Annotated in this window: 20 protein-coding genes and 1 riboswitch; of the genes, 13 read left to right on the top strand and 7 right to left on the bottom strand. The window is 65.8% G+C overall.

The annotated features are described in order from the left end of the window. Positions 1–32: 32 nt before the first annotated feature. The 4 genes from ACVJ6E_RS01640 to ACVJ6E_RS01625 all read left to right on the top strand — a co-directional run bounded on the left by ACVJ6E_RS01640 (position 33) and on the right by ACVJ6E_RS01625 (position 5,018). Positions 33–1,685, top strand: coding sequence for a benzoate-CoA ligase family protein (locus ACVJ6E_RS01640; protein WP_120269183.1), 1,653 nt, complete (start codon positions 33–35; stop codon positions 1,683–1,685). A gap of 36 nt (positions 1,686–1,721) precedes the next feature. Beyond that, on the top strand, positions 1,722–2,171 hold the full coding sequence (locus ACVJ6E_RS01635) for a RidA family protein (protein WP_083206363.1): 450 nt from the start codon (positions 1,722–1,724) through the stop codon (positions 2,169–2,171). Between the two features lie 94 nt (positions 2,172–2,265). Further along, positions 2,266–2,937, top strand: a complete 672-nt coding sequence (locus ACVJ6E_RS01630) for a nitroreductase (RefSeq protein ID WP_120269184.1) — start codon at positions 2,266–2,268, stop codon at positions 2,935–2,937. Between the two features lie 71 nt (positions 2,938–3,008). Further along, positions 3,009–5,018 carry an SGNH hydrolase domain-containing protein gene (locus ACVJ6E_RS01625; RefSeq protein ID WP_158592695.1) on the top strand — a complete coding sequence of 670 codons (2,010 nt, stop codon included), beginning with the start codon at positions 3,009–3,011 and terminating at the stop codon, positions 5,016–5,018. 15 nt (positions 5,019–5,033) lie between these two features. Here the strand turns inward: ACVJ6E_RS01625 and ACVJ6E_RS01620 are convergent, their stop codons facing one another. From ACVJ6E_RS01620 to gstA, 3 genes are all read right to left on the bottom strand, one after another. Beyond that, the gene (locus tag ACVJ6E_RS01620; protein WP_120269186.1) at positions 5,034–5,252 is read right to left on the bottom strand and encodes a tautomerase family protein; all 219 of its coding nucleotides are present in this window, start codon (positions 5,250–5,252) and stop codon (positions 5,034–5,036) included. A 16-nt stretch (positions 5,253–5,268) separates the two neighbouring features. Further along, a complete protein-coding gene (locus ACVJ6E_RS01615; protein WP_120269187.1) occupies positions 5,269–5,670 on the bottom strand; it encodes a nuclear transport factor 2 family protein in 402 nt (133 codons plus the stop codon). An 86-nt stretch (positions 5,671–5,756) separates the two neighbouring features. Beyond that, positions 5,757–6,371 (bottom strand): glutathione transferase GstA, encoded by a 615-nt coding sequence (gstA, locus tag ACVJ6E_RS01610; RefSeq protein WP_120269188.1) that lies wholly within the window; start codon positions 6,369–6,371, stop codon positions 5,757–5,759. 228 nt (positions 6,372–6,599) lie between these two features. On the opposite strand from gstA, the gene ACVJ6E_RS01605 reads away from it, so the two are divergent. Further along, entirely contained in the window at positions 6,600–6,989 is a 390-nt protein-coding gene (locus tag ACVJ6E_RS01605; RefSeq protein WP_120269189.1) for a winged helix-turn-helix transcriptional regulator, read from the top strand. A gap of 50 nt (positions 6,990–7,039) precedes the next feature. On the opposite strand, the gene ACVJ6E_RS01600 is transcribed toward ACVJ6E_RS01605, so the two are convergent. From ACVJ6E_RS01600 to ACVJ6E_RS01585, 4 genes are all read right to left on the bottom strand, one after another. Beyond that, the gene (locus ACVJ6E_RS01600) at positions 7,040–9,226 is read right to left on the bottom strand and encodes an anthranilate synthase (RefSeq protein ID WP_120269190.1); all 2,187 of its coding nucleotides are present in this window, start codon (positions 9,224–9,226) and stop codon (positions 7,040–7,042) included. A 239-nt stretch (positions 9,227–9,465) separates the two neighbouring features. Continuing rightward, complete coding sequence (locus ACVJ6E_RS01595; protein WP_120269191.1) at positions 9,466–10,425, bottom strand: M14 family metallopeptidase; 960 nt, start codon at positions 10,423–10,425, stop codon at positions 9,466–9,468. Positions 10,426–10,465: 40 nt separating this feature from the next. Then, positions 10,466–11,632: an acetylornithine deacetylase gene (argE, locus tag ACVJ6E_RS01590; RefSeq protein WP_120269192.1), complete on the bottom strand. Its 1,167-nt coding sequence runs from the start codon at positions 11,630–11,632 to the stop codon at positions 10,466–10,468. A 25-nt stretch (positions 11,633–11,657) separates the two neighbouring features. After that, entirely contained in the window at positions 11,658–12,620 is a 963-nt protein-coding gene (locus ACVJ6E_RS01585) for a LysR family transcriptional regulator (RefSeq protein ID WP_120269193.1), read from the bottom strand. 176 nt (positions 12,621–12,796) lie between these two features. Between ACVJ6E_RS01585 and ACVJ6E_RS01580 the strand changes: the two genes are divergently transcribed. From ACVJ6E_RS01580 to ACVJ6E_RS01545, 8 genes are all read left to right on the top strand, one after another. Beyond that, the gene (locus tag ACVJ6E_RS01580) at positions 12,797–14,389 is read left to right on the top strand and encodes an ABC transporter substrate-binding protein (protein WP_208996706.1); all 1,593 of its coding nucleotides are present in this window, start codon (positions 12,797–12,799) and stop codon (positions 14,387–14,389) included. Positions 14,390–14,542: 153 nt separating this feature from the next. Beyond that, positions 14,543–15,520: an ABC transporter permease gene (locus tag ACVJ6E_RS01575; protein WP_120269195.1), complete on the top strand. Its 978-nt coding sequence runs from the start codon at positions 14,543–14,545 to the stop codon at positions 15,518–15,520. Between the two features lie 11 nt (positions 15,521–15,531). Then, on the top strand, positions 15,532–16,455 hold the full coding sequence (locus ACVJ6E_RS01570) for an ABC transporter permease (protein WP_120269196.1): 924 nt from the start codon (positions 15,532–15,534) through the stop codon (positions 16,453–16,455). Positions 16,456–16,462: 7 nt separating this feature from the next. Continuing rightward, positions 16,463–17,461 (top strand): ABC transporter ATP-binding protein, encoded by a 999-nt coding sequence (locus tag ACVJ6E_RS01565; protein WP_120269197.1) that lies wholly within the window; start codon positions 16,463–16,465, stop codon positions 17,459–17,461. Then, positions 17,458–18,456 carry an ABC transporter ATP-binding protein gene (locus ACVJ6E_RS01560; protein WP_120269198.1) on the top strand — a complete coding sequence of 333 codons (999 nt, stop codon included), beginning with the start codon at positions 17,458–17,460 and terminating at the stop codon, positions 18,454–18,456. The genes ACVJ6E_RS01565 and ACVJ6E_RS01560 overlap by 4 nt, the downstream gene beginning before the upstream one ends. 3 nt (positions 18,457–18,459) lie before the next feature. Further along, entirely contained in the window at positions 18,460–19,335 is an 876-nt protein-coding gene (locus ACVJ6E_RS01555) for an N-formylglutamate amidohydrolase (protein WP_120269199.1), read from the top strand. Between the two features lie 81 nt (positions 19,336–19,416). Further along, complete coding sequence (serA, locus tag ACVJ6E_RS01550) at positions 19,417–20,661, top strand: phosphoglycerate dehydrogenase (RefSeq protein WP_120269200.1); 1,245 nt, start codon at positions 19,417–19,419, stop codon at positions 20,659–20,661. A gap of 213 nt (positions 20,662–20,874) precedes the next feature. Then, a complete protein-coding gene (locus tag ACVJ6E_RS01545) occupies positions 20,875–22,137 on the top strand; it encodes an MFS transporter (protein ID WP_120269201.1) in 1,263 nt (420 codons plus the stop codon). Between the two features lie 88 nt (positions 22,138–22,225). Then, a riboswitch (SAM-I-IV-variant riboswitch) is annotated at positions 22,226–22,365 on the top strand. Positions 22,366–22,422: the final 57 nt, after the last annotated feature.

The raw sequence follows: 22,422 nt of genomic DNA, 5'->3' as shown, positions 1-22,422 counted from the left end.
CCGGCCGCCCCAACCTTCCACAGGAGTGCCGAATGGCCCGCTCAGCCCACACCGACACCTTCGCGGCGGACAATCTGCCACCGCGTGAGCTCTGGCCCGATTTCATCAATCTGGAGAAGCTCGGCTATCCCGAGCGGATGAACTGTGCAGTCGAGCTGATCGACAAGAACGTGGCGGAAGGCCGCGGCGACAAGCTGGCGCTTGTTTCCCCGACCGAGCGCTGGACCTACGGCGAACTCGCCGAAAAGGTGAACCGGATCGCCAATGTGCTGGTGGCCGATTTCGGCCTGCAGCCGGGCAACCGCGTGCTCCTGCGCTTTCCCAATACGCCGATGATGACGGCGGTCTACTTCGCGATCCTGAAGACTGGCGGCATTGTCGTCGCCACCATGCCGCTGCTGCGTGCCAAGGAACTTGCGGTCATCGTGGACAAGGCCGAGCTGTCGTTCGCCGTCTGCGACCATCGCCTTGCCGAAGAGATGGAGCTGACCCGCGGCCGCACCGACCGGCTGACGACGATCCTTTATGCCGGCAGCGGCGACGAAGGCTCGCTGGAGCGCCGCATGGAAGCCGCCTCGCCGGACTTCACGGCCTGCGACACTGCCTCGGATGATGTCTGCCTGCTCGGCTTCACCTCCGGCACGACGGGCGTCCCGAAGGCGACGATGCACTTCCACCGCGACATGCTGGCGATCTGCGACTGCTACTCGCGCGAAGTGCTGCGGCCTCAGGAAAGCGACGTGTTCATCGGCTCGCCGCCGCTCGCCTTTACCTTCGGCCTCGGCGGCCTAGTCCTGTTTCCCTTCCGCGTTGGCGCGACGGCCATCCTGCTGGAGCGGGCCGGCCCCGACGATCTGCTGAAGGCGATCCCGGAGATGCGCCCGACGGTGATGTTCACCGCACCGACCGCCTATCGCGCGATCCTTGCCAAGAAGGGCGATGCGGATCTTTCCTCCTTGCGCAAATGCGTGTCGGCCGGAGAGGCGCTCCCCAAGGCGACCTGGGACGACTGGCAGGCGGCGACCGGCATCCGCATTCTCGATGGCATCGGCGCGACTGAGATGCTGCACATCTTCATTGCCGCGCGCGAGGACGAGGTGCGCCCAGGAGCAACCGGCAAGCCCGTGCCCGGCTATGAGGCGAAGGTCATCGGCTCCGACGGCAAGGAGGTGTCGGACGGAATGCCCGGGCGGCTCGCCGTGCGCGGGCCTACCGGTTGCCGCTATCTCGCCGACGACCGCCAGACCGCTTATGTGATCGACGGCTGGAACGTGACGGGCGACACCTACATCCGCGATGCCGACGGCTACTTCTGGTACCAGGCCCGCTCCGACGACATGATCGTATCGGCAGGCTACAACATCGCCGGCCCGGAGGTGGAAGGCACGATGCTCGCCCACCCGGCAGTTGCCGAATGCGGTGTCGTGGGCGCCCCGGACCCGGATCGTGGCCGTATCGTCAAGGCCTATGTGGTGCTGAAGCCGGGCGTCACCGGTGATGCAGCCCTGGTCAAGACGCTGCAGGACTACATCAAGGCGGAGCTCGCTCCGTACAAGTATCCGCGCGCCATCGAATTCGTCACTGCGCTGCCGCGGACCGAAACCGGCAAGCTGCAGCGTTTCGCGCTGCGCGAGCTGGCGGCTGGAGAGGGCGAACCGCCGGCCGCAAGATCCGCCGCGTCGTGAACGCGAACAATTGAAGATCGGGACCTGGAAGACCCAATGAGCAAGACAGCCGACACCGCCGCCGCGATGCCTGCGCGTGCCTCCGTTCCTTCGCCGCTCGCGGCCCTGCAGCCGGAAGGTTGGCCGACCCCGAGAGGCTATGCCAACGGCATGGCCGGCGAGGGGCGGATGGTGCTGACCGGCGGCCAGATTGGCTGGACACCGGATGGCGTCTTCCCACCCGACTTCCTCGGCCAGATCCGCCAGACGCTTGAAAACGTCGTAGCGGTCGTGGGCGCGGCGGGCGGTGGTCCGGAGCACATCGCCCGGCTGACCTGGTACGTCACGGACATCGATGCCTACCGGGAATGCCTGAAGGAACTCGGCCCGGTCTACCGCGCGGTCATGGGTCGCAACTATCCGGCCATGGCCGTGGTGCAGGTGGTCGCGCTGGTAGAGCCGGAGGCGAAGGTCGAGATCGAGGGAACGGCGATCGTACCGGTGTGAGCGGCCCCGCCGTTCCGCAAGACCTCTTGATTGCATCGTACGGCAAGGGCAGGGTGGCCCTCCTTCGCCACCCTGCCGCCGGACGCACCTTGCGATGAATGTTCTCGACGCGCTCGACAGCCGCTATTCCTGCCGTGCCTTCCGCCCCGATCCGGTGCCGGAGGGTACCGTTCGGGAGATCCTTGTTGCCGCCGGACGCGCGCCGTCGGGCGGCAATCTTCAGCCCTGGCATATCCATGCGCTGACCGGTGCTCCCCTGGCCGAGCTTCTGGCCGACGTCGAGGCGACGATGCAGGAGATGCCGCGCGGCGAGACGCCGGAGTATCGCATCTATCCGGCGGACCTGAAGGAACCCTACGCTTCCCGCAGGTTCGGTGCAGGGGAAGCGCTCTATGCGGCGCTCGGCGTGTCCCGCGAGGACAAGGCGGGCCGCGGCCGCCAGTTCCGCCAGAATTTCCGCCTCTTCGGTGCACCTGTCGGTCTTTTCGTCTATCTCGACCGCTCGATGGGCCCGCCGCAATGGGCCGACTGCGGCATGTTCCTGCAGTCGGTGATGCTGGCCGCTCGCGCGCACGGGCTGCATACCTGTGCCCAGGAAGCCTGGGCACAGTGGCACGGGCTGTTGGCGCGCCATCTGCGGCCCGACCCGGAACACATGTTGTTCTGCGCTATCGCGCTTGGGCATGCGGATGCGGATGCGCCGGTCAACCGTTGGAGGAGCGAGCGCGTTCCGCTCTATGACATCGCAAGCTTCAGGGGATTCTGAGCGCGTGCTTGTGCTGTCTTGCTCCATGTGAAATAGACAGCCGGACCAACGAACGGGACGCGTCCGCCGCCGTGACACCTGCTGCCTACCGACCGGATATTGATGGCCTTCGCGCCGTGGCCGTCCTGTCGGTGGTGGTGTTCCACCTCAATGCGGACTGGCTGCCCGGCGGCTTTGCCGGCGTCGATATCTTCTTCGTCATCTCGGGTTACCTGATCACCGGCATCGTCTGGTCGGAACTTGCTGCCGGACGTTTCACGCTCAAGACCTTCTACCAGCGACGTATTCTGCGCATCGTGCCGGCCTATTATCTGGTGCTTGCCGCAAGCTTTCTCGTTGGGGCTGTCGTGCTGATGCCGGTGGAGTTCGACGCCTTCTCCATGTCGGCGCGGGCATCCGTGCTCTTTGCAGCTAACTTCTGGTTCGCTCAGCGGATCGACTATTTCGACCAGGCCTCTGAGCAGGATCACCTGCTGCATCTCTGGTCGCTGGCGGTCGAGGAACAGTTTTACGTCGTCTTCCCGCTGCTTCTGATGCTGCTCGTGCGCTTTGCCGGTGCGTCCGCACGCAAGGCTCTGTTGCTGGTTCTGGTGCTGGGCGCCGTTTCGCTCGCCGCCAGCATCGCCATGGCCGTACTGGCGCCGCGGGCGGGCTTCTTCATGCCTCACACGCGCGCCTTCGAGTTGATGATCGGCGCGCTGCTCGCGGTATCGGGGGCAGGTGCCGGGCTTTCACCCGCCGCTCGAGAAGTCGCCGGAGGCCTTGGGCTTGCGCTGATCGCTGCCTCCTTCGTTCTTCTGTCGGACGGATTGGCGTATCCCGGCGGCTGGGCGCTGCTGCCGTGTGTTGGGGCCGGGCTGGTCATCCTGTCCGGCACCGGAGCCCAGCCACGTATCACCTCCGTCCTGCGCTGGCCGGTCTGTATTGGCATCGGCCTTGTCTCCTATTCCCTCTACCTCTGGCACTGGCCGGTGATCGCCTTCGCCCGCACTCTGGGCTTTGACCCCGCTGCGCCGGCGACAACGGTCTCCCTCGTCCTGTTGATGGCGGCTCTTTCGGCAGCGACCTGGCGCTTTGTCGAACAGCCTGTCCGGGGCTGGCGGCACAAGGGGGCGCTACGCGCCTTCGGTCTTTTCGCCGGGCTCTCGCTGGCAACGCTGGCGATCACAGCGGTGGTGGAGGCGACCGACGGTTTGCCGCAGCGAATCCCGCCGCATGTGGCCGGGCTGATGGCGGTGAACGAGGAATGGCGCGCCAGCGACCGCCTCGCCTGCATGAGCCGCTGGCGCGAGGAGGACTTTACTCTTGCCGAGCGCGGCCAGCCGGACAGCGTCTGCCGACTGGGGGCAAGCGAGGGGAGTGCAAGGGTGGTGCTTTGGGGCGATTCCCACGCCGCCGCCCTGGCGCCGGGTGTTGATGCCGCACTGACAGAACTCGGCACAGGCGGACTTCTGGTCGCCAAGGCGGGATGCCCGCCGCTGGTGGATCCTCGTATCGTGGGCTCCGAGCCGGACGGGACATGCCAGCAATTCACGGCACGGGTACTGGACGAGATCGTGACCGCCCGTCCCGATGCCGTGATCCTTGCCGCTCGCTGGACGCTCATCGCCGAGGGCGGTACGGGCGTGGACCTTCGCTTTGCACCGCCCCTTTCGGCATCACAGCGCCTTGCGCGTTTGAACGCGCTTGAGGAAGCGGCCGAGGCTCTCGCAGCTCGGTTCGCTCAGGCAGGAATTCCGGTGATCCTGGTTCACACGGTGCCCGAGCCGGGCATCAATGTGCCCTCGGCAATCGCCGTGTCGGATCGTTTCGGCTTTGCAGAGCCTGTCGGGCCTAAGCGTGGCTCTGCACTGGTCCGCCAGCAGTCTACGCGTGACGCGCTGGAGCGAGCTGCAGCGCGCCACAACTGGCGTGTGGTCGATCCGCTCGCCCCGCTATGCGCCGGCGCCGGCGAGGTTTGCCGGATCGCCGCCGAGGGCGAGCCGCTCTACTTCGATTCCAATCATCTGACGGTGCGCGGCGCCGAAACGCTTTCGCCGGCCCTGGTCGAGGCGCTGGCACCGCTGCTCGGCCGCAACTAGCGGCGTGAGCTGCCGTTACTGCTCCGCGGCAGCCTTCTTGCTGGCGCGGAAGACATCCGTCTGCACGCCGGCGATCCCCCAATTCTCCAGCTCGACCTCGTCAATCACGACGAAGGTGGTCGCAGGATCCTTGTCGAGCACCTCGACGAGAAGGTCGGTGACGCCGGCGATCAACCGGGCTTTCTGCTCGCGGGTAACACCTTCGCGAGTCACCTTGATGTTCACGTAGGGCATGGGAACCTCGTTGGTGTCAGGCCGCCGCGTCGCGCGGCCGGGTGGTGTAGTCGAACACCTTGGCGGCGATCAGCCAGCGGCCATCGATCTTCACCAGCGACAGGAAGTCGGTGAAAAAGCGCTCGCCGATGGAGCTGCGCACTTGAGCCAGTGCCGCATGGCGGCCGGCGAAGGTGACCGATACGACTTCCCCGTCCGCAGGCTCGCCGCGCGAGGCGGGTGAGGGGCGGTCGGCAACGATCGGCAGATAGTGGTCCATGGTCCAGAAGCGGATATCGCCGTCGGTCGTCGCCGCATAGAGGGCATTGTCGTGGAACAGGCTACCCAGCAGCTCCGCATCGCTGCGATGCAGGGCATCGTGATAGTGCCCGCATAGATCTAGGATTGCGGCGAAGTCCGCCGTTTCGCTGGATGTCATTTGAAGGCTCCGGTTGCGACCTTGCCGGAAGCGGCGGACGGACTGCCCGCCCGCCGATCCCGTTTCTCACGCAGGAAGCAGCTTCTTCAGGCGGCTTTGAGCAGGCCTTCGCGCTCCAGCGCGTGGCGCGTGGCCGCGCGGGCTCCGGCACGGGCATGGAAGGCCTTCACGTTCGGGAATTCGTCCAGCGAGATGCCGACGAAGCCGGTCCAGTTCAGCACGGTGAAGAGATAGGCGTCAGCCACAGAGAACGTCTCGCCCATGAGGTAGGAGCGACCATCAGCAAAGATCGGCTCGAAATGTGCAATCCGTTTGAGCGCCTTCTCGACCGCCGCCTCGCGCGCGGCACCTTCCGCTCCCTGGAACAGCGGTCCGAAGGACTTGTGCAACTCGGCGGAGATGAAGTTCAGATGCTGGTGCAACTGCGTGCGCTCCCAGGAACCGGGTGCCGGCGCCAGCTCGGATGCCGGGTGCTGGTCCGCCAGGTACTGCAGGATCGCAGCGCCTTCGGTCAGCACGTTGCCATTGTCCAGCTCCAGCGCGGGCACATAGCCGTCCGGGTTGATCTCGAGGAAGTCGCGCCCGCCGGCGGTCTTCTTTGCAGCCGTGTCGACGCTCTCGACGTCGAACGATAGGCCCAGCTCGTTGAGGACGATATGCGTGGCGAGCGAGCAGGCGCCCGGCTTGTAGTAGAGCTTCATACTGTCAGTGCTCCCGTATGTCCGACCGTCCGGTTGCATCCGGATCGGGACGAGTTGTTGCGGTCGTTTTCCGCGTCACCGGCATCTAGGAAGCTTTGGTTACCTTTGTAAACCTGCAAACCTTGTGTTACGGGAAAATGAGATTTCCGACCGGTAACCCGTTTGGTCCGCACTCCGGTGTGCCGAGGGCGAGGGAAGGTCGGAACTTATTTATCCGGGAAGGCAGACATGGCCCTTAAGATCCGAAAGAACCAAAGCCCGCCGCCGCCGGAAGGGTGCCCGCTCAGTCATTGCATGGAGATCCTGAAGGGCGCCTGGACACCGAACGTCATCTGGTGCCTGGCCGCAGGGCCGCGCCGGTTCTCCGAGCTGCGGCTGGACATTCCGGCCGTCTCGGCAAAGGTTTTGACCGTCCGTCTCAGGGATCTGGAGAAGAAAGGCGTGGTCGCGCGCACCGTCCGTCCGACATCGCCGCCTTCGGTGGAATATTCGCTGACCGATCTGGGGGCGGAGCTTCTGCCTGCGATCCGGGCCATTGTCGAGGTGTCGCACAAGCTGAAAGTGCGCAACCGGCAGACCTGTCTCGGCAAGCAGACGGAGGTCGAGGCCGCCGAATAAAGGCGACGGGCGCGGTGATGCCGCGCCCGCTTGAAGGTTTCTACCGCCGATCAGCTGGCGGCAGCCATCGCCTGCGGCGTCTGCCGGGCGAGGCGGGTCACAACGTTCTGGATGATGCGGTGGCCGGCATCCTGATCGAGCGACATGATCGACTCGGGATGGAACTGCACCGCCGCGACCGGCTCGCTCTCATGCTCGATGGCCATGATCACCCCGTCCTCGGTCTCCGATGTGATCCGGAAGCCGGCCGGCAACACGTCTCGCTGCGCGTGCAGCGAGTGATAGCGCCCAACCGTAACCGGGGAGGCCAGCCCGTCGAACAGCATCGAACCTTCGGTGAAGGAGACCGGCGACGGCTTGCCGTGCATTGGGATGGCGAGCTGGGCGAGTTCGCCGCCATAGGCCTCCGTCAGCGCCTGCAGGCCGAGGCAGACGCCGAAGATCGGTAGCCCGCGTGCTCGCGCCCGGCCGATGGTTGCCGCGCAGTCGAAGTCCTTCGGGCTGCCGGGGCCGGGCGACAGCACCACCAGGTCCGGGGCGACATCGTGAAACACGCTGTCGGCCACGGGAGAACGGTAGGTCGCGACCTCCGCGCCTGTCTGGCGGAAGTAGTTGGCGAGCGTGTGGACGAAGCTGTCCTCGTGGTCGACGAGCAGGATCTTCAGTCCCTTGCCAGGTTGGGCGGCCATCGGATCGAGCTTGCGCTCGCGGGCAAGCCCGGCCTCGCGCACGGCGGCGCGCATCGCCTCCGCCTTCAGCTCCGTCTCGGCCTCTTCCTCCTCCGGCACGCTGTCGTAGAGCAGCGTCGCACCGGCACGGATCTGCGCGACGCCGTCCTTGATCCGCACGGTGCGCAGCGTCAGGCCGGTGTTCATGTCGCCGTTGAACAGGATCGCGCCGATGGCGCCGCCGTACCAGGCGCGCGGGCTTTTCTCGTGACGCTCGATGAACTCCATCGCCCACCGCTTCGGCGCGCCGGTCACCGTCACCGCCCATGTGTGCGACAGGAATGCGTCGAGTGCGTCCAGATCGTCGCGCAGGATGCCCTCGATATGGTCGACCGTATGGATCAGGCGGGAATACATCTCGATCTGGCGCCGTCCGATCACCCGGACGGAGCCCGGCACGCAGATGCGGCTCTTGTCGTTGCGGTCGACATCCGAGCACATGGTCAGTTCGGCCTCGTCCTTGGCCGAGTTCAGTAGCTTGCGGATCTGTGCCTCGTCCTCGATGGCATTGCGGCCGCGCCGGATGGTGCCGGAGATCGGGCATGTCTCCACGCGCCGTCCGCCGGACACGCGCACATACATCTCCGGGCTTGCGCCGACGAGATACTCGGCATTGCCCAGGTTGATGAAGAAGCCGTACGGGGACGGGTTGATCTCCGTCAGCCGTCGGCTGACGGCGGAGGGAGCCGCCGGGCAGGCCTCGTAGAACACCTGGCCGGGAACCGTCTCGAACAGGTCGCCGCGCCGGAAGTAGTCCTTGGCGGCATCCACCAGCTTTGCATATTCGCCGGGAACATGGTCGCCGCGTCCGGGATCCTCGTTGGCCGGGCGATAGGCCTCCTTCTTGCCGCCGCGCGGCAGGCCGGCGGTGCTGACCCCATCCACCTCGAAGTCGTAGCAGCGCACATGCGCCTTGCGGCCGTAGTGGTCGACCAAGAGGATTTCGTCGGGCAGATAAAGCACCACGTCGCGCTGGTCGTCGGGGCGGTCGAGCACCAGTTCGATGGGCTCGAACTGAAAGGCGAGGTCGTAGCCGAAGGCGCCATAGAGGCCGAGATGGCCGTCGTCGCAGGCAAACAACGCGTTGATCGCCCGGATCACCGAAAACACGGAGGGTTGGCGCGAGCGCTCTTCCTCGGAAAATGCACGGGTTGCAGGGCGTACCCTCAAGGTGAGCATCCCGCCGTCGCGGGTGAGCCCCTCTACGTCCTCGTGCGCGGCAAGGCTGCGCTCGATGGCCGGCAGCAGCAGCTGCCCGCGCTCGTTCAGCGCTTCGATACGCACGTCGGACCCGCGCGATTCCAGCACCAGCGGCGGGTTGACCAGCGCCATGTCCCAGCGGGTATAGCGGCCGGGATATTCGTAGGAAGACGAGAAGACCGCACCGCGCTCGGCGTCCAGCCGGTCGATCCAGGGCGAGGTGCCCTGCTCGTAGTCGGCGGCCCGCGTCACGACGCTGATGCCGATGCCTCCCTTCGTCACGAAGGTCTCTTCGCGTCCTGTCTGCATGTCCGTCTTCCCTGCCTCCGCTGGCCGCGATCCTCCCGGCCGGACATGACAAAGCCGCCGGCGGGACCCCGCGGCGGCTTTGTGAAACTCCTCGAGTGACGTTACGTCACGCGCTGTCGTCCGCCGCCTGTTACCAGGAGCGCCACCACCAGCCGTTGATCGTCGTCGTCATCGTCATGCTCTTGTCAGTAGCGCATGCGCGGTTCCGCCGCAACGGCGAAAGTCACCTGGCCGGCTCCTCACGCGCCGGCAACGAAGCGACCCAGCCGAACGGCTGTCTGGCCCTTCACCGGTCGCCGGTTCGGCATGATCAACACCGTGCGGTCTTCCGGCACGGTCACGGGCGTATCGCCGTCATGGGCAATCACCGTACCGGCCTTCTCGATCACCTCCTGACCGACATAGTCCTCCACGAAGCGGAAGGCGTCGGTCATGATCGTCACCGGCTCGATGATCTCGATGAAGCTCTGGGGCGCGGGGGCGGGGAAGCGCGCAAGTTCGTCGGCAAAGGCGTTTTCGGCCACTGCACCGGTCACCTGCAGGAAGCGGAGGGTGGTCTCCAGTGCCACATCGGCGCTGGCGGCCTCCCAGTGCTGGCCGCACTCCACCAGCAGCGCGTTCTTGTCGCTGGCCGGATCTCCGAAGCCGGCATAGTCGCGCATCCGCTTTCCGGCCGCGTGGCCCTCGTCGCTGACCACCAGTGCCGGCGTTCCGACGGCACGGGCAAGCGCGCGCCCCTTGGCCAGCGGGCCGGCGATGTAGAGCGGCGCGGTGGCACTCTGCATCGAGTGGATGTCGAGCAAGAGGTCGACATCGTCGATGAAGGGGCGCAGTTCCTTGGCACGCTTGCGCTCCAGGGTCTCGCCTCCGCCCAGCGTTTCCGGCTGCCACAGGCGGTTCATGTCCTCGTCCGCCCAGCGCGAGGAGAAGGGATCGGCCGGGTCGAAGCGGTCGTAGGCATCCAGGTTGATGAAGGCGAGGGACAGCTTGCCCCGCACGGGGCGGACATCCTTGCGGAACAACCAGTCCAGCGCGATCGGACCGCACAGTTCGTTGCCATGCACCACGGCCGTCACGGCCACATGCGGGCCGGCGACGCCGCTGTCGAAGGTGGTGACGCCCTCGATGCCGGTGTTCCCAACACGGTAGGGGGTGATGTCGGTTTTCGACAGTTCGACGGGCGGAGTTGTTGCGGTCATGGCGTTTCTCTCAGGGAAGGTGGAGACAGAAGACTGCGGTTCAGCGAGCGGCTTCTTCGATCAGCCGGTCAAGGAAGGCCTCGCACTTGACGAGTTCCGAGACGGCGATGAACTCGTCCGCCTTGTGGGCCTGTTCGATGGAGCCGGGACCGATCACCACGGTCGGGATCGCGGCGATCTCTACGAACCGGCCGCCTTCGGTGCCGTAGGCCACCTTGGCGTGGTCGTTTCGCTCGGCCAGCCGCTTGGCGAGGCGGGTTACGTCCGCATCGGCTGCGGTGTCGAGACCGGGGAAGCTGGAGATCTGTTCGAAGGCGATCCCGGTTTCGGGCGCACGCGCCTTCATCTCGGGCTCGATCTCCTCGCGGGCAAAGCGCATCACCTCGTCGACCAGCGCGTCGGCATCCTCGCCGGGCAGGACCCGGAATTCGAAGGCGAATTCGCAATGGTCCGGCACGATGTTGAGCGCCGTGCCACCCGAAACCGTGCCGGTGTGGGCCGTCGTCACCGGCACGTCGTAGAGCGGATCGCTCGGCCCATCCGCAAGCTCCATGCCCATCTCTCGGACCTTGAGGATCAGCCGCGCGGCGTGATCGATGGCGTTGACGCCCTGCGGGGCCAGCGAGGAGTGGCAGGTGCGACCCGTCACGATGGCCCGGTACGAGCGCTTGGCCTTGTGGCCGATGATCACCTGCATTTCCGTCGGCTCGCCGACGAAGCAGGCCTCCGGCAGGGCGACGGTCTCGACAAGCCGCTCGATGAGGCTCGGCACGCCCTTGCAGCCCACTTCCTCGTCATAGGAGAAGGCGAAGTGGATCGGCTTGGCGAGATCGCGGGCCAGCATGTCGTCGACCTTGGCCAGGCAGCAGGCAAGAAAGCCCTTCATGTCGCAGGAGCCGCGCCCGTAGAGCAGGCCGTCGCGTTCGGTCAGCGTGAAGGCGTCGCTGGTCCAGTTCTGGCCGTCGACCGGCACGACGTCCGTGTGACCGGACAACACGTAGCCCGGAACATCCTTCGGTCCGATGGTGGCGATCAGGTTCGCCTTCTCGCCGGTCTCGTCCAGCACGCGCGTCGTGGCGATCCCGCGTGCGGCAAAGAACGCCTCCACATGGGCAATCAGCGCGAGGTTGGAGTTACGGCTCGTCGTGTCGAAGCCGACGAGGTCCTTCAGGATGCCGGCCGAACGCGGGGCAGCAAGCTGGAGCATGCGGTGTCCTTTCCTTGCGGCCTGGTCAGGCCGGATGCGAGTAGGCGTCGACCGGGACGGTGCGGCGCGCGTGTTCGATGAAACGCTGGGCGATCGGCGAGACGCGCCCGGCAGGGACGAAAAACTGGGTGAGGTAGTCGACCCGCGGCGAGAAGCGGCGGAAGACGACGCCTTCCAGGGGGCGCAGGCTGACCGGGAACGGGTTCACCAGCCCGATCCCCATTCCCTCGCGCACCAGTTCGCAAATGGCGATGCTGGTTGCCGTTTCCGCCCGGATCTTCCGCTCGATGCCTCGCTCGGCGAAGATCCGGTCGTAGACGTTGCGCTGGTGAAAGCGGCGGGTCAGCGCGATGAAGGATTCGCCGGCCAGATCCTCGGGGACAATTTCGTCCTTGCCCGCAAGCCGGTGATCGGCCGGGATCGCCGCATGGGCGATCGCCTGCCGGAACGGATACATCCTCAGCCCGTCGTGCCGCACCCGCCCGTCGCTGATGCCCAGATCGGCGTTCTCGTCGGCGACGGCCGCCGTCACATAGGTTGACATGCCGATTTCCAGATGGACGGAGGCTTCAGGGTTCTCCGCCAGGAAGCCCGGAAGCAGTTTGGTGATCAGCCTGTGGGCATGGGTCGGCGGCGCCGCGATGCGCAGCCGCTTGGCATTGAGATCTTCCGTTTCCGCCGCATCGAGACGCGCGAGCGTGGCGAAGATCGGCTCGATCTGCTCGTTGAACGCGAGCCCTTCCGAGGTCGGCAGGATCTTGTTGCCGTTGCGGTGGAAGAACTGACGGTTGAGCCGCGCCTCCAGCTGGGCGATGGCGCGGCTGACCGCCGGCTGGGAGATCCCGAGCCGATGCGCCGCCGCCGTCGTCTTGCCTTCGGAGATGACCGCCCGCAGCACTTCCAGCTCCCGAAGCGTCAGGCCGCTGCGGTTGAGGCCGTTTGCGGCTTGTCGGGCAGGGGGCTCGTCCGTAACCTCTGTATTTGTCATGGGAATAGAATTATGCGTCTAGGTTATCGTTTTTCGATTGTCGATCATATAAACGCATAATAGCCTTTCCCACAAGCCAGCGGGACGTTCGATCCCGACACAAGGCAGCAGACGGGGACCAGTCGATCCCGCCCCGTCCGTAAAAATCCAGAGGGGATCCAGAGGGGAGTTACCTGATGAAACCTGCAAGGACGCCGCTCGCGCGCGCGCTCATGGGGGCGGCATGTGCCGTTGTCGCCTTCTCCGCGCCCGCGGCCGCCGAGGATCTCGTGATCGGGCTCGATTCCGAGGCGACCTCGATCGATCCGCATTTCCACAATCTGGGACCGAACAACCAGCTCGGCTTCATGATGTTCGACCGCCTGGCCAATCCGGACGAGCGGCAGAACTTCAAGCCGGGTCTTGCCGTTTCGTGGAAGCCGATCGACAGCACGACCTGGGAGTTCAAGCTGCGTGAGGGTGTGAAGTTCCATGACGGATCGGACTTCAATGCCGATGACGTCATCTGCACCTTCGAGCGCGCGCCCAACGTGCCGAACTCGCCGGCCGGCTTCGACACCTACACCAAGGGAAAGACCTTCGAGAAGATCGACGACTTCACGGTGCACGTGAAGACGGAAGCTCCCTATCCGGTCATGGTCAACGATCTCGGCAACGTCGCCATCGTCTCCAACGAGACCGGTTGCAAGGGTACGACCGAAGCCTTCAACTCGGGCGAGGCGGCCGCCGGCACCGGTCCTTACAAGTTTGCCGAATACGTACCGGGCGACCGGATCGTGCTGGAAGCCAATCCGGACTACTGGGGCGAAAAGCCGATTTGGGACAAGGTCACGCTGAAGCCGATCAAGTCCGGCCCCTCGCGCGTCGCCGCCCTGCTGGCCGGCGATGTCGACATCATCAACGGCGTGCCGACCACGGACATCGAGACGCTGAAGGGCCGCGACAGTGTGGTTCTCTCGCAGGGCGTTTCCAACCGCGTCATCTATCTCCATCTCGACCACTTCCGCGAGAATTCGCCCTTCGTGAAGGCGAATGGAGGCGGCGAGATCAAGAATCCGCTCCAGGACCTGCGCGTCCGTAAGGCGATCTCCAAGGCGATCTCGCGCGAGTTGATCCGCGACCGTGTCATGGAAGGGCTCGCCATTCCCGCCGGCCAGCTGCTGCCGGAAGGCTTCTTCGGCGTTTCGGAGAACCTGAAGGCCGAAGCCTACGACGTGGAGGGTGCGAAGGCGCTTCTCGCCGAGGCAGGATTGCCGGATGGCTTCGAACTGACCATCCACGGGCCGAACGACCGCTATCTGAACGATGCCAAGATCGCCGAGGCCATCGCGCAGATGCTGACGCGGGCCGGCATCAAGACGGCAGTCGAGACGATGCCTCGGTCGGTCTACTTCACCCGTGCCTCCACGGGTGCGGACGGCCTGCCCGAGTTCTCGCTTATCCTTGTCGGCTGGGGCGCCGGTTCCGGCGAGGCCTCTTCGCCGCTGCGCGCTCTCATCGCCACGTTCGACAATGACAAGGGTATGGGTACGGCCAACCGTGGCCGCTACTCCAACCCGGAAGTCGACAAGCTGATCGAGGATGCGCTGTCCGAGGTGGACGACGAGAAGCGTGCAGGCTTGCTGGCCAAGGCGACGGAAGTGGCCATCGGTGATCTCGCGATCATTCCGATCCACTACCAGGTCAACACCTGGGCGAGCCGCAAGGGCCTCAAGTACATCCCGCGCACGGACGAGTACACGGTCGCCTATGGCGTGCTGAAGGACTGACCGGGCCATGCTCCTGTTTCCGGCCTCGTGCCGGGGGCAGGGGCTCCCTCGGTTTTCCGTCGCGATGAACTGGCCGGCAATGGCGGTGTCCCGCCATTGCCGGTCATTGACATCGCTTTTCCAGTTCATGCCGCAACGCCGGGAGACCGCTTGATGAGCGTCTTCATTCTTCGCCGCCTCCTGCAGAGCGCGCTGGTCATGGTCGCCATGGCCATGATCGTTTTCTTCGGCGTCCATCTCGTCGGCGATCCCGTCTACATGTTCGTCACGCCGGACATGGACCAGCAGGACATCGAGAACGTCACACGGGCGCTCGGTCTCGACAGGCCGATCTGGGAACAGTTCTGGCTGTTCATCGTCAACGCCCTCAGCGGCAATCTCGGCCAGTCCTTCATCTTTGGTGAGCCGGCTCTCGGCCTCATCATCCAGCGCATGCCCGCGACGCTGGAGCTCGCCTTCGCCGCCCTGCTGCTGGCGGTGGTGATCGGCATTCCGCTCGGCCTTTACGCCGGGCTCTATCCCGACAGTTTCTCCTCACGGGCCATCATGGCCGGCTCGATCGTCGGCTTCTCGCTGCCCACCTTCTGGGTCGGGATCATGATGATCATGGTCTTCGCCGTGATGCTCGGCTGGCTTCCCTCGACCGGGCGGGGCGATACCGTGCAGGTCTTCGGCATCCACCTGTCGTTCCTCACCCTGGACGGATTGCGGCATCTGGCGCTTCCAGCGCTCAATCTTGCGCTGCTGAAGATCTCGCTGGTGATCCGCCTGACCCGGGCCGGCACGCGCGAGGCGATGCTGCAGGACTACATCAAGTTCGCCCGCGCCAAGGGCCTTTCGCGCTCGCGCATCGTCGGCGTGCACCTGCTGAAGAACATCATGATCCCGGTCGTCACCGTTCTCGGCCTGGAGTTCGGCTCGCTGATCGCCTTCTCGGTGGTGACGGAGACGATCTTCGCATGGCCAGGCATGGGCAAGCTGCTGATCGAGTCGATCCAGCAACTCGACCGGCCGATCATCGTCGCCTACCTGATGATGATCGTCTTCCTGTTCGTCGTCATCAACCTGGTGGTCGACATCCTCTATTCGGTCCTCGATCCGCGGGTGCGGCTCGGCGACCGCGGCCAGTGAAGGCGGACCCCATGGCATCCACGCACACTCCGGCCGGCGGCGCGCCTCCCGCCCGACGCGCGGCCGATACGCCGTTCCGCCGCTTCCTGTCGGACTTCACCGACAGCCGGCTTGCGGTTCTCGCGGCGGTCCTGCTCGTAATCATCATTTTTCTCGCGGTCTTCGCACCCTGGATCGCACCGCAGGACCCCTATGATCTCGCCGTCGTCTCGATCTTCGACGCCCGTCTGCCGCCGGGCTCGCAGAGCATGGACGGCGTCACCTTCTGGCTGGGCACGGACGGGGCCGGCCGCGACCTGCTCTCCGCCATCATCTACGGGTTGCGCATCTCGCTGTCGGTCGGCGTCGCCTCGGCCATCATCGCGCTCACGGTCGGCATGATCGTCGGTCTGCTTGCGGCCTATGCCGGTGGCCGGACCGAGGGGCTGATCATGCGCATCGTCGACATTCAGCTGTCGCTGCCGGCCGTGCTGATCGCGCTGATCCTTCTCGCCATCCTCGGCAAGGGCATCGACAAGATCATCATCGCGCTCGTGATCGCGCAGTGGGCCTATTACGCGCGCACCGTGCGGGCCTCGGCGCTGGTCGAGCGTCGGCGCGAATATGTCGAGGCGGCAGCCTGTCTCGGCCTGTCCCATGCGCGCATCGTCTTCCGGCATATCCTGCCGAACTGCATCGCTCCGCTGATCGTCGTCGGCACCGTGCAGACCGCCCATGCCATCGCGCTGGAGGCGACGCTCTCCTTCCTCGGCGTCGGCCTGCCGCAGACCGAGCCTTCCCTTGGTCTGCTGATCTCCAACGGCTTCGAATACATGCTGTCCGGCAAGTACTGGATCGCCGTTTTCCCGGGCGTTGCACTTCTGATCACCATCGTCACCATCAACATTGTCGGCGACCAGCTCCGCGACGTGCTGAACCCGCGGCTGCAGAAGTGAGGGCCGCATGACCCGTGAAACCATTCTCGAGGTCCAGGATCTGCGGACCCATTTCTTCACCAAGGCAGGCGTCGCTCGCGCCGTCGATGGCGTCTCGTTCTCGCTTGCCCGCGGCGAGGTGCTCGGCCTAGTCGGCGAAAGCGGCTCGGGCAAGACCGTCACCGGCTTCTCGCTGATGGGCCTTGTCGATCCCCCGGGACGCCTGGTCTCGGGCTCGATCCGCCTGGGCGGAGAGGAACTGGCCGGCCTGCCGGAGGAGGGGTGGCGACGGCTCCGGGGCCGGCGCATCGCCATGATCTTCCAGGACCCGATGATGACGCTCAATCCGGTCCTGCGCATCGATACGCAGATGATCGAGGCGATCCGCGCCCATGCCGGCGTGTCGCACGAGGCGGCCCGCGAGCGGGCCCGCGAGGCGCTTGCCCGTGTCGGCATTCCCTCACCGGACGAGCGGCTCGCCGCCTATCCGCACCAGTTCTCCGGCGGCATGCGCCAGCGCGTCGCCATCGCCATTGCCCTCCTCAACGAACCGGAGGTGATCGTTGCCGACGAGCCGACCACGGCGCTCGACGTCACCATCCAGGCGCAGATCCTCTATGAGGTGCAGAAGCTGTGCGCCGACACGGGGCTTGCGATGATCTGGATCACCCATGATCTCGCCGTCGTCGGCGGGCTCGCGGACCGGGTGGCGGTGATGTATGCCGGCCGGATCGTCGAGCAGGGGCCGGTCGATGCCGTTCTCGATGCGCCCTTCCATCCCTATACGCACGGGCTGATCGGGTCCGTGCCCAGCCAGAACCGGCGCGGCGCGCGCCTGACCCAGATCCCCGGCATGGCGCCGTCGCTGTTGTCCCTGCCTGAGGGCTGCAGCTTTGCCGCCCGCTGTCCGCGCGCCGATGCCGCCTGCACGGTCATGCCGGATCTGGCCGAGCTGGAGGCAGGCCGCTTCTCGCGCTGCCACCATCCGCACCGAACTCTCGAAACCGCCAGGGGAGGTGCCGCATGAGCGCCGCGCCGCTTCTTGCCCTCGATGCCGTGTCGAAGCGCTTCGTGCGCCGTCTCGACGCCGCCGAGAAGATCGTCAACCTGTTCGGCGGCAACCGGCAGGAGGAGGTCGTCCACGCCGTCGACAATGTCTCCCTGCAGATCGCCGAAGGCGAGGTGGTCGGCCTTGTCGGCGAGAGCGGTTGCGGCAAGTCCACGCTCGGGCGCGTGGTTGCCGGGGTTCATGCCCCTAGTGCCGGCCGAGTCCTGTGGCGCGGGCAGGATATCGAAAGCCTGTCCGGGGCCGAGCGCCGCGATGCGGCGCTGAAAATCCAGATGATCTTCCAGGACCCCATGTCCTCGCTCAATCCGCGCATGCGCGTGCGCGACATCGTCGGCGAGGCGCCGAGGGTGCATGGTCTGGTGTCGGGCGGCGAGGTCGCCGATTATGTCGACCGCATGTTGCTGCGGGTGGGCCTCGACCCCAGCTACAAGAGCCGCTATCCGCACCAGTTTTCCGGCGGTCAGCGCCAGCGGATCGGCATCGCCCGGGCGCTTGCCGTGCAGCCCGACTTCCTGGTCTGCGATGAAAGCATCGCCGCGCTCGACGTCTCGATCCAGGCGCAGGTGCTCAATCTCTTCATGGACCTGCGCGAGGATCTGGGGCTCACCTACCTTTTCATCTCCCACGATCTCGGCGTGGTCGAGCATCTCGCCGACCGGGTGGTGATCATGTATCTCGGCCGGGTGGTGGAAAGCGCGCCGGCGGCGGAGCTCTTCGCCGACCCCAATCATCCCTACGCCAGGGCGCTGCTGGAAGAGGTGCCGCGGATCGATACGCGCAAGCGGGTGTTCCAGCCGGTGAAGGGCGAGATCCCGTCGCCGCTCGCCCCGCCGACCGGTTGCCATTTCCACCCGCGATGCCCGCATGCAAAGCCGCGCTGCCGCGAGGAAGCGCCGGCCCTGCGCGAGATTGCGCCGGGTCGCATCTCCGCCTGTCACCTCAACGAGGCATAGGGCATGAGCGCGGTGCCGAAGGGCGGGGAGGGGGAGGTGTTCGACATCCTGCGACCTGCCGGCTCGGCGGTGCCGCTCGTCCTCGACAGCCCGCACTCCGGCACGCTCTATCCGCCGGACTTTAGGCCGGCCCAGCCGCCCGAGCGTTATCGCCGGGCGGAGGACATGTATGTCGACGAGCTCTTTTCCTCCGCTCCCACCCTGGGCCTGCAGCTTCTGACGGCACGGTTCGGGCGTATTTACTGCGACGTCAATCGGGCCTTCGACGATCTCGATCCGGCTTCGCTGGATGATGCCGAGGGTCTGGAGCTTGCCCCTTCGGCCAAGGCGCGCCTCGGCAAGGGCGTCGTGTGGACGGCAACGCCGCCCGACGGAGCGCCGCTTCTCGCCGGCCCGGTACGCCGGGCAGAATATCTCGACCGGCTGGAGCGCTGCTGGCGTCCCTATCATGCGGCGCTTGGCGAACTGCTGGAGAGTGCTCGCGCGGTGCATGGCCGCGTCTTCCATCTCGACCTGCACTCCATGCAGCCGGTGGCGAATGCCATGCACGAGGACGCAACCGGATCGTTGCGGCCCGATATCGTGCTGTCCGATCGCGAGGGCACGAGTGCCGGTGCCGGCTATCTGGAGGCCGCGCGCGCCCTGTTGATCGAACTCGGCTTCTCGGTGACGGTCAACGATCCTTTCAAGGGAGCAGAGATTCTGCGTCGCCACGGCAATCCGGCACGAGGCGTCCACTCCCTGCAGATCGAGGTCAATCGCGCGCTCTACATGGATGTTGAGACCTATGGCAAAATCGCGCGCTTTCGCGACACGCGAGCGCGGTTTTCCGCCTTCCTGGCCTCGCTGCGTGACTGGGCTGCAAAAAGCGGCGGTTGAATTTTTACGGCAGACAGGGCACCAGAGCGCAGCGGCGGCAATCGCCGCCCCTCCCTTGCACCGCATACGGAACGCCGTTTCATGAAGACCGGTCTGTCGCGCCCGAAGCACCAAATCCGCTGGCTCCTGCTGGAAGGCATCAGCCCGACCGCCCCCGTCCTGCTGGAGCAGGCGGGCTACACCAATGTCACCCAGCTCAAGACGGCGCTTGACCGCGATGCGCTGATCGAGGCGCTGCAGGGCGTCCACATCGTCGGCATCCGCTCGCGCACGCAGATCGACGAGGAGATCCTGAAGGCCGCCGGCACCCTTGTAGCGATCGGCTGTTTCTCCGTCGGCACCAACCAGGTCGATCTCGTCGGCTCGAACCGGCGCGGCGTCCCGGTCTTCAACGCGCCGTTCTCCAACACCCGCAGCGTCGCCGAGCTGACCATCGCCGAAATCGTCATGCTGATGCGCGGCGCCTTCACCAAGTCGATGGCCGCCCATGAGGGGCGCTGGCTGAAGACGGCCGCGGGCAGCAACGAGGTTCGCGGCAAGACGCTCGGCATCGTCGGTTACGGCAATATCGGCTCCCAGCTCGCGGTGCTCGCCGAAGCGATGGGCATGCGGGTGGTCTATTTCGATCACACCGACAAGCTCCGCCACGGCAATGTCGAGCCGGTTTCCTCGCTCGGTGAACTTCTCGCCGTTGCCGATGTCGTCTCGTTGCACCTGCCGCAGACGCCGGAGACCCGCGGCATGATCGGCGCTGCCGAAATCGCGTCGATGAAGAAGGGCGCCTACCTGATCAATAACGCGCGCGGCACGGTGCTCGACATCGATGCCCTGGCCCAGGCGCTTCGCTCCGGTCACCTTGCCGGTGCCGCCGTCGACGTCTTCCCCAGCGAGCCGAAGTCCAACGACGAGGAATTCGTCTCGGCCCTGCGCGGGCTCGAGAACGTCATTCTGACCCCGCATGTCGGCGGTTCGACGGAAGAGGCCCAGGAGCGGATCGGCGAGGAAGTCGCCCGCCGCCTGATCGAGTATTCGGACGTCGGCTCCACCATCGGTGCGGTGAATTTCCCCCAGGTGCAGCTCCCCAAGGGCACCAACAACACCCGCTTCATCCAGGTCCAGCGCAACCTGCCGGGCGAGCTCGGCAAGCTCAACGACCTCTTCGCCCGCTACAAGATCAACATCGCGGCGCAGCATTACCAGACCGATGGCGAGATCGGTTATGTCGTTCTCGACGCCGATGGGCCGGTGGCGAATGCGGTGGAGATCCTGGAGGAGATCCGCCTCCTGTCGGGCACAATCCGGGCTCGCCTGCTGAACCGGGTCTGATCGGGCAACGTCGCCCGATCCGGTCGGGGGCGGTTGTTCTTGAACGGGAATTTGTTAGGCTTCGCGTCAGGTGCCGGCTGCTTCGTGCGGCCGGCCTTTCGCCGCCGCCTGCCTCAATTCCGACGCAGGCCCGCAAGATAGGTTGGGCGAAGGCCTCACAGCCCCGCCCTCCTGCGATTGCAGGCACTCCCGTTCGCCAGCCAAACGGCCCGCATGACCCAGATACTTCCCATCGCTGCCCTTCTCGTCGGTTCCGCGTTGCTGTTGCTCGCGGGCGGTCTTCAGGGGCTGCTGCTGCCGCTCAGGGGCTCGTTCGAGGGCTTTTCCGACGGCTCCCTTGGTCTTCTGGGTACCGGCTGGGCCATCGGCTATATCGGCGGCTGCCTGCTGACGCCGGTGATCGTGAGTCGCGTCGGCCACATCCGCTCCTTCGGCGTGTTCTGCTCGCTCGCCTCCATCGTCGTGCTGCTGAATCTCGTCTTCATGACGCCCTGGGCCTGGATCCCGCTGCGTGCGCTCTCCGGCTTCTGCTTCGCCGGTGCGGCCATGGTGGTGGAGAGCTGGCTCAACGAGCGGGCCAATCCGGAAACGCGCGGCCGCATCTTCGGCATCTACACGATGATCAATCTCGGTGCGACGACCGCCGGGCAGATGCTGCTCACCTTGGGGGATCCCGCCGGCTTCCTGTTTTTCGTGGTCGGTGCGATGGTCTATTCCTGCGCGCTGCTTCCCACCGCCTTGTCGACCGCCGCAGCTCCCCAGCCGCTGTCCCAGGTGCGTCTGGATATCCGCTCGCTCTGGCGCAATTCTCCGGTTGCCGTGATCGGTGTCTTTCTCGTGGGCATCTCCAACAGCGCCTTCGGCACGCTCGGGGCCGTCTATGGCCGCCAGGTGGGGCTATCCGTCTCGTCTATCGCCACCATGATGTCGGTGGCGCTGCTGGCCGGCGCCCTGATCCAGATCCCGATCGGCGTCCTGTCCGACCGCATCGACCGGCGCATGGTGCTGATCGGCATCGCGGTGGTCGGCTGTCTGCTCGGGGCCGGGCTGACGTTCGGCGGCGCCTTGTCGCCCATCGCCATCATTGCGTTGGTCGGGGCCTTCGGCGGCATGATCTATTCGATGTATCCGGTCATCGTCGCCCACGCGAACGACCACTCGCCGCCGGGCGAATTCCTAAAGACCAGCGGCGGTCTGCTGCTGCTGTTCGGTGTCGGTTCAGTGGTCGGCCCGCTGCTTGCGGCCGTGATGATGACGATGACGCGCCCGCAAGGGCTGTTCGCTGTCACTTCCGCCGCTCACGCCTTCATCATCGCCTTCGCGATTTGGCGGATGACCCAGCGTGCACCGGTCGCGCAGGGCGAGAAGGAGGACTTCGTCGCCATGGCCTCGGGGGTTCGCTTCTCCACGCCGGAGACCCTCGCGCTCGACCCGCGCGCCGAGGAAGAAGAAGAGACGTCGCGCGACGCTGCCTGACCCTGGCAAGGGGCGGGCGGTCTTGCCGCTTGCGCCTTGCCACTTGTACCGGGCCACTTGCACTGGCGCGTGCCCCGTGGCATAGATCGCTCGTCATCAAGAGAAGGGCTGGCGCCCTCGCCAACCTGCCCGACCGGGCAAGGTGGTCTCCCTGACACAAAGGACCGGGTCAACCGGTTTGCGTTTTGGGGATGTGGCCGCAGAATAGCGGCAACGAAACGGTCGTTTGATCCGCGCCAGTCCTCCTCGGGAAACCGATGGAGGATTTTTTATGTCCAGAGCCGC

The sequence above is a fragment of the Stappia sp. G46H5W genome (assembly GCF_058448995.1).
The sequence above is the reverse complement of the archived record's forward strand: the minus strand, read 5'-3'. Positions and strand labels throughout refer to the sequence as shown.

Bases quoted from the DNA above. Each gene is read 5' to 3' on its own strand.
- ACVJ6E_RS01585 (WP_120269193.1), bottom strand. From the start codon at position 12,620: ATGACAAATACAGAGGTTACGGACGAGCCCCCTGCCCGACAAGCCGCA.
- ACVJ6E_RS01560 (WP_120269198.1), top strand. From the start codon at position 17,458: ATGAGCGCCGCGCCGCTTCTTGCCCTCGATGCCGTGTCGAAGCGCTTC.
- ACVJ6E_RS01575 (WP_120269195.1), top strand. From the start codon at position 14,543: ATGAGCGTCTTCATTCTTCGCCGCCTCCTGCAGAGCGCGCTGGTCATG.
- gstA (WP_120269188.1), bottom strand. From the start codon at position 6,371: ATGAAGCTCTACTACAAGCCGGGCGCCTGCTCGCTCGCCACGCATATC.
- ACVJ6E_RS01595 (WP_120269191.1), bottom strand. From the start codon at position 10,425: ATGACCGCAACAACTCCGCCCGTCGAACTGTCGAAAACCGACATCACC.
- ACVJ6E_RS01600 (WP_120269190.1), bottom strand. From the start codon at position 9,226: ATGCAGACAGGACGCGAAGAGACCTTCGTGACGAAGGGAGGCATCGGC.
- ACVJ6E_RS01615 (WP_120269187.1), bottom strand. From the start codon at position 5,670: ATGACATCCAGCGAAACGGCGGACTTCGCCGCAATCCTAGATCTATGC.
- ACVJ6E_RS01555 (WP_120269199.1), top strand. From the start codon at position 18,460: ATGAGCGCGGTGCCGAAGGGCGGGGAGGGGGAGGTGTTCGACATCCTG.
- argE (WP_120269192.1), bottom strand. From the start codon at position 11,632: ATGCTCCAGCTTGCTGCCCCGCGTTCGGCCGGCATCCTGAAGGACCTC.
- ACVJ6E_RS01580 (WP_208996706.1), top strand. From the start codon at position 12,797: ATGAAACCTGCAAGGACGCCGCTCGCGCGCGCGCTCATGGGGGCGGCA.
- ACVJ6E_RS01570 (WP_120269196.1), top strand. From the start codon at position 15,532: ATGGCATCCACGCACACTCCGGCCGGCGGCGCGCCTCCCGCCCGACGC.
- ACVJ6E_RS01635 (WP_083206363.1), top strand. From the start codon at position 1,722: ATGAGCAAGACAGCCGACACCGCCGCCGCGATGCCTGCGCGTGCCTCC.
- ACVJ6E_RS01640 (WP_120269183.1), top strand. From the start codon at position 33: ATGGCCCGCTCAGCCCACACCGACACCTTCGCGGCGGACAATCTGCCA.
- ACVJ6E_RS01630 (WP_120269184.1), top strand. From the start codon at position 2,266: ATGAATGTTCTCGACGCGCTCGACAGCCGCTATTCCTGCCGTGCCTTC.
- ACVJ6E_RS01545 (WP_120269201.1), top strand. From the start codon at position 20,875: ATGACCCAGATACTTCCCATCGCTGCCCTTCTCGTCGGTTCCGCGTTG.
- serA (WP_120269200.1), top strand. From the start codon at position 19,417: ATGAAGACCGGTCTGTCGCGCCCGAAGCACCAAATCCGCTGGCTCCTG.
- ACVJ6E_RS01605 (WP_120269189.1), top strand. From the start codon at position 6,600: ATGGCCCTTAAGATCCGAAAGAACCAAAGCCCGCCGCCGCCGGAAGGG.
- ACVJ6E_RS01565 (WP_120269197.1), top strand. From the start codon at position 16,463: ATGACCCGTGAAACCATTCTCGAGGTCCAGGATCTGCGGACCCATTTC.
- ACVJ6E_RS01620 (WP_120269186.1), bottom strand. From the start codon at position 5,252: ATGCCCTACGTGAACATCAAGGTGACTCGCGAAGGTGTTACCCGCGAG.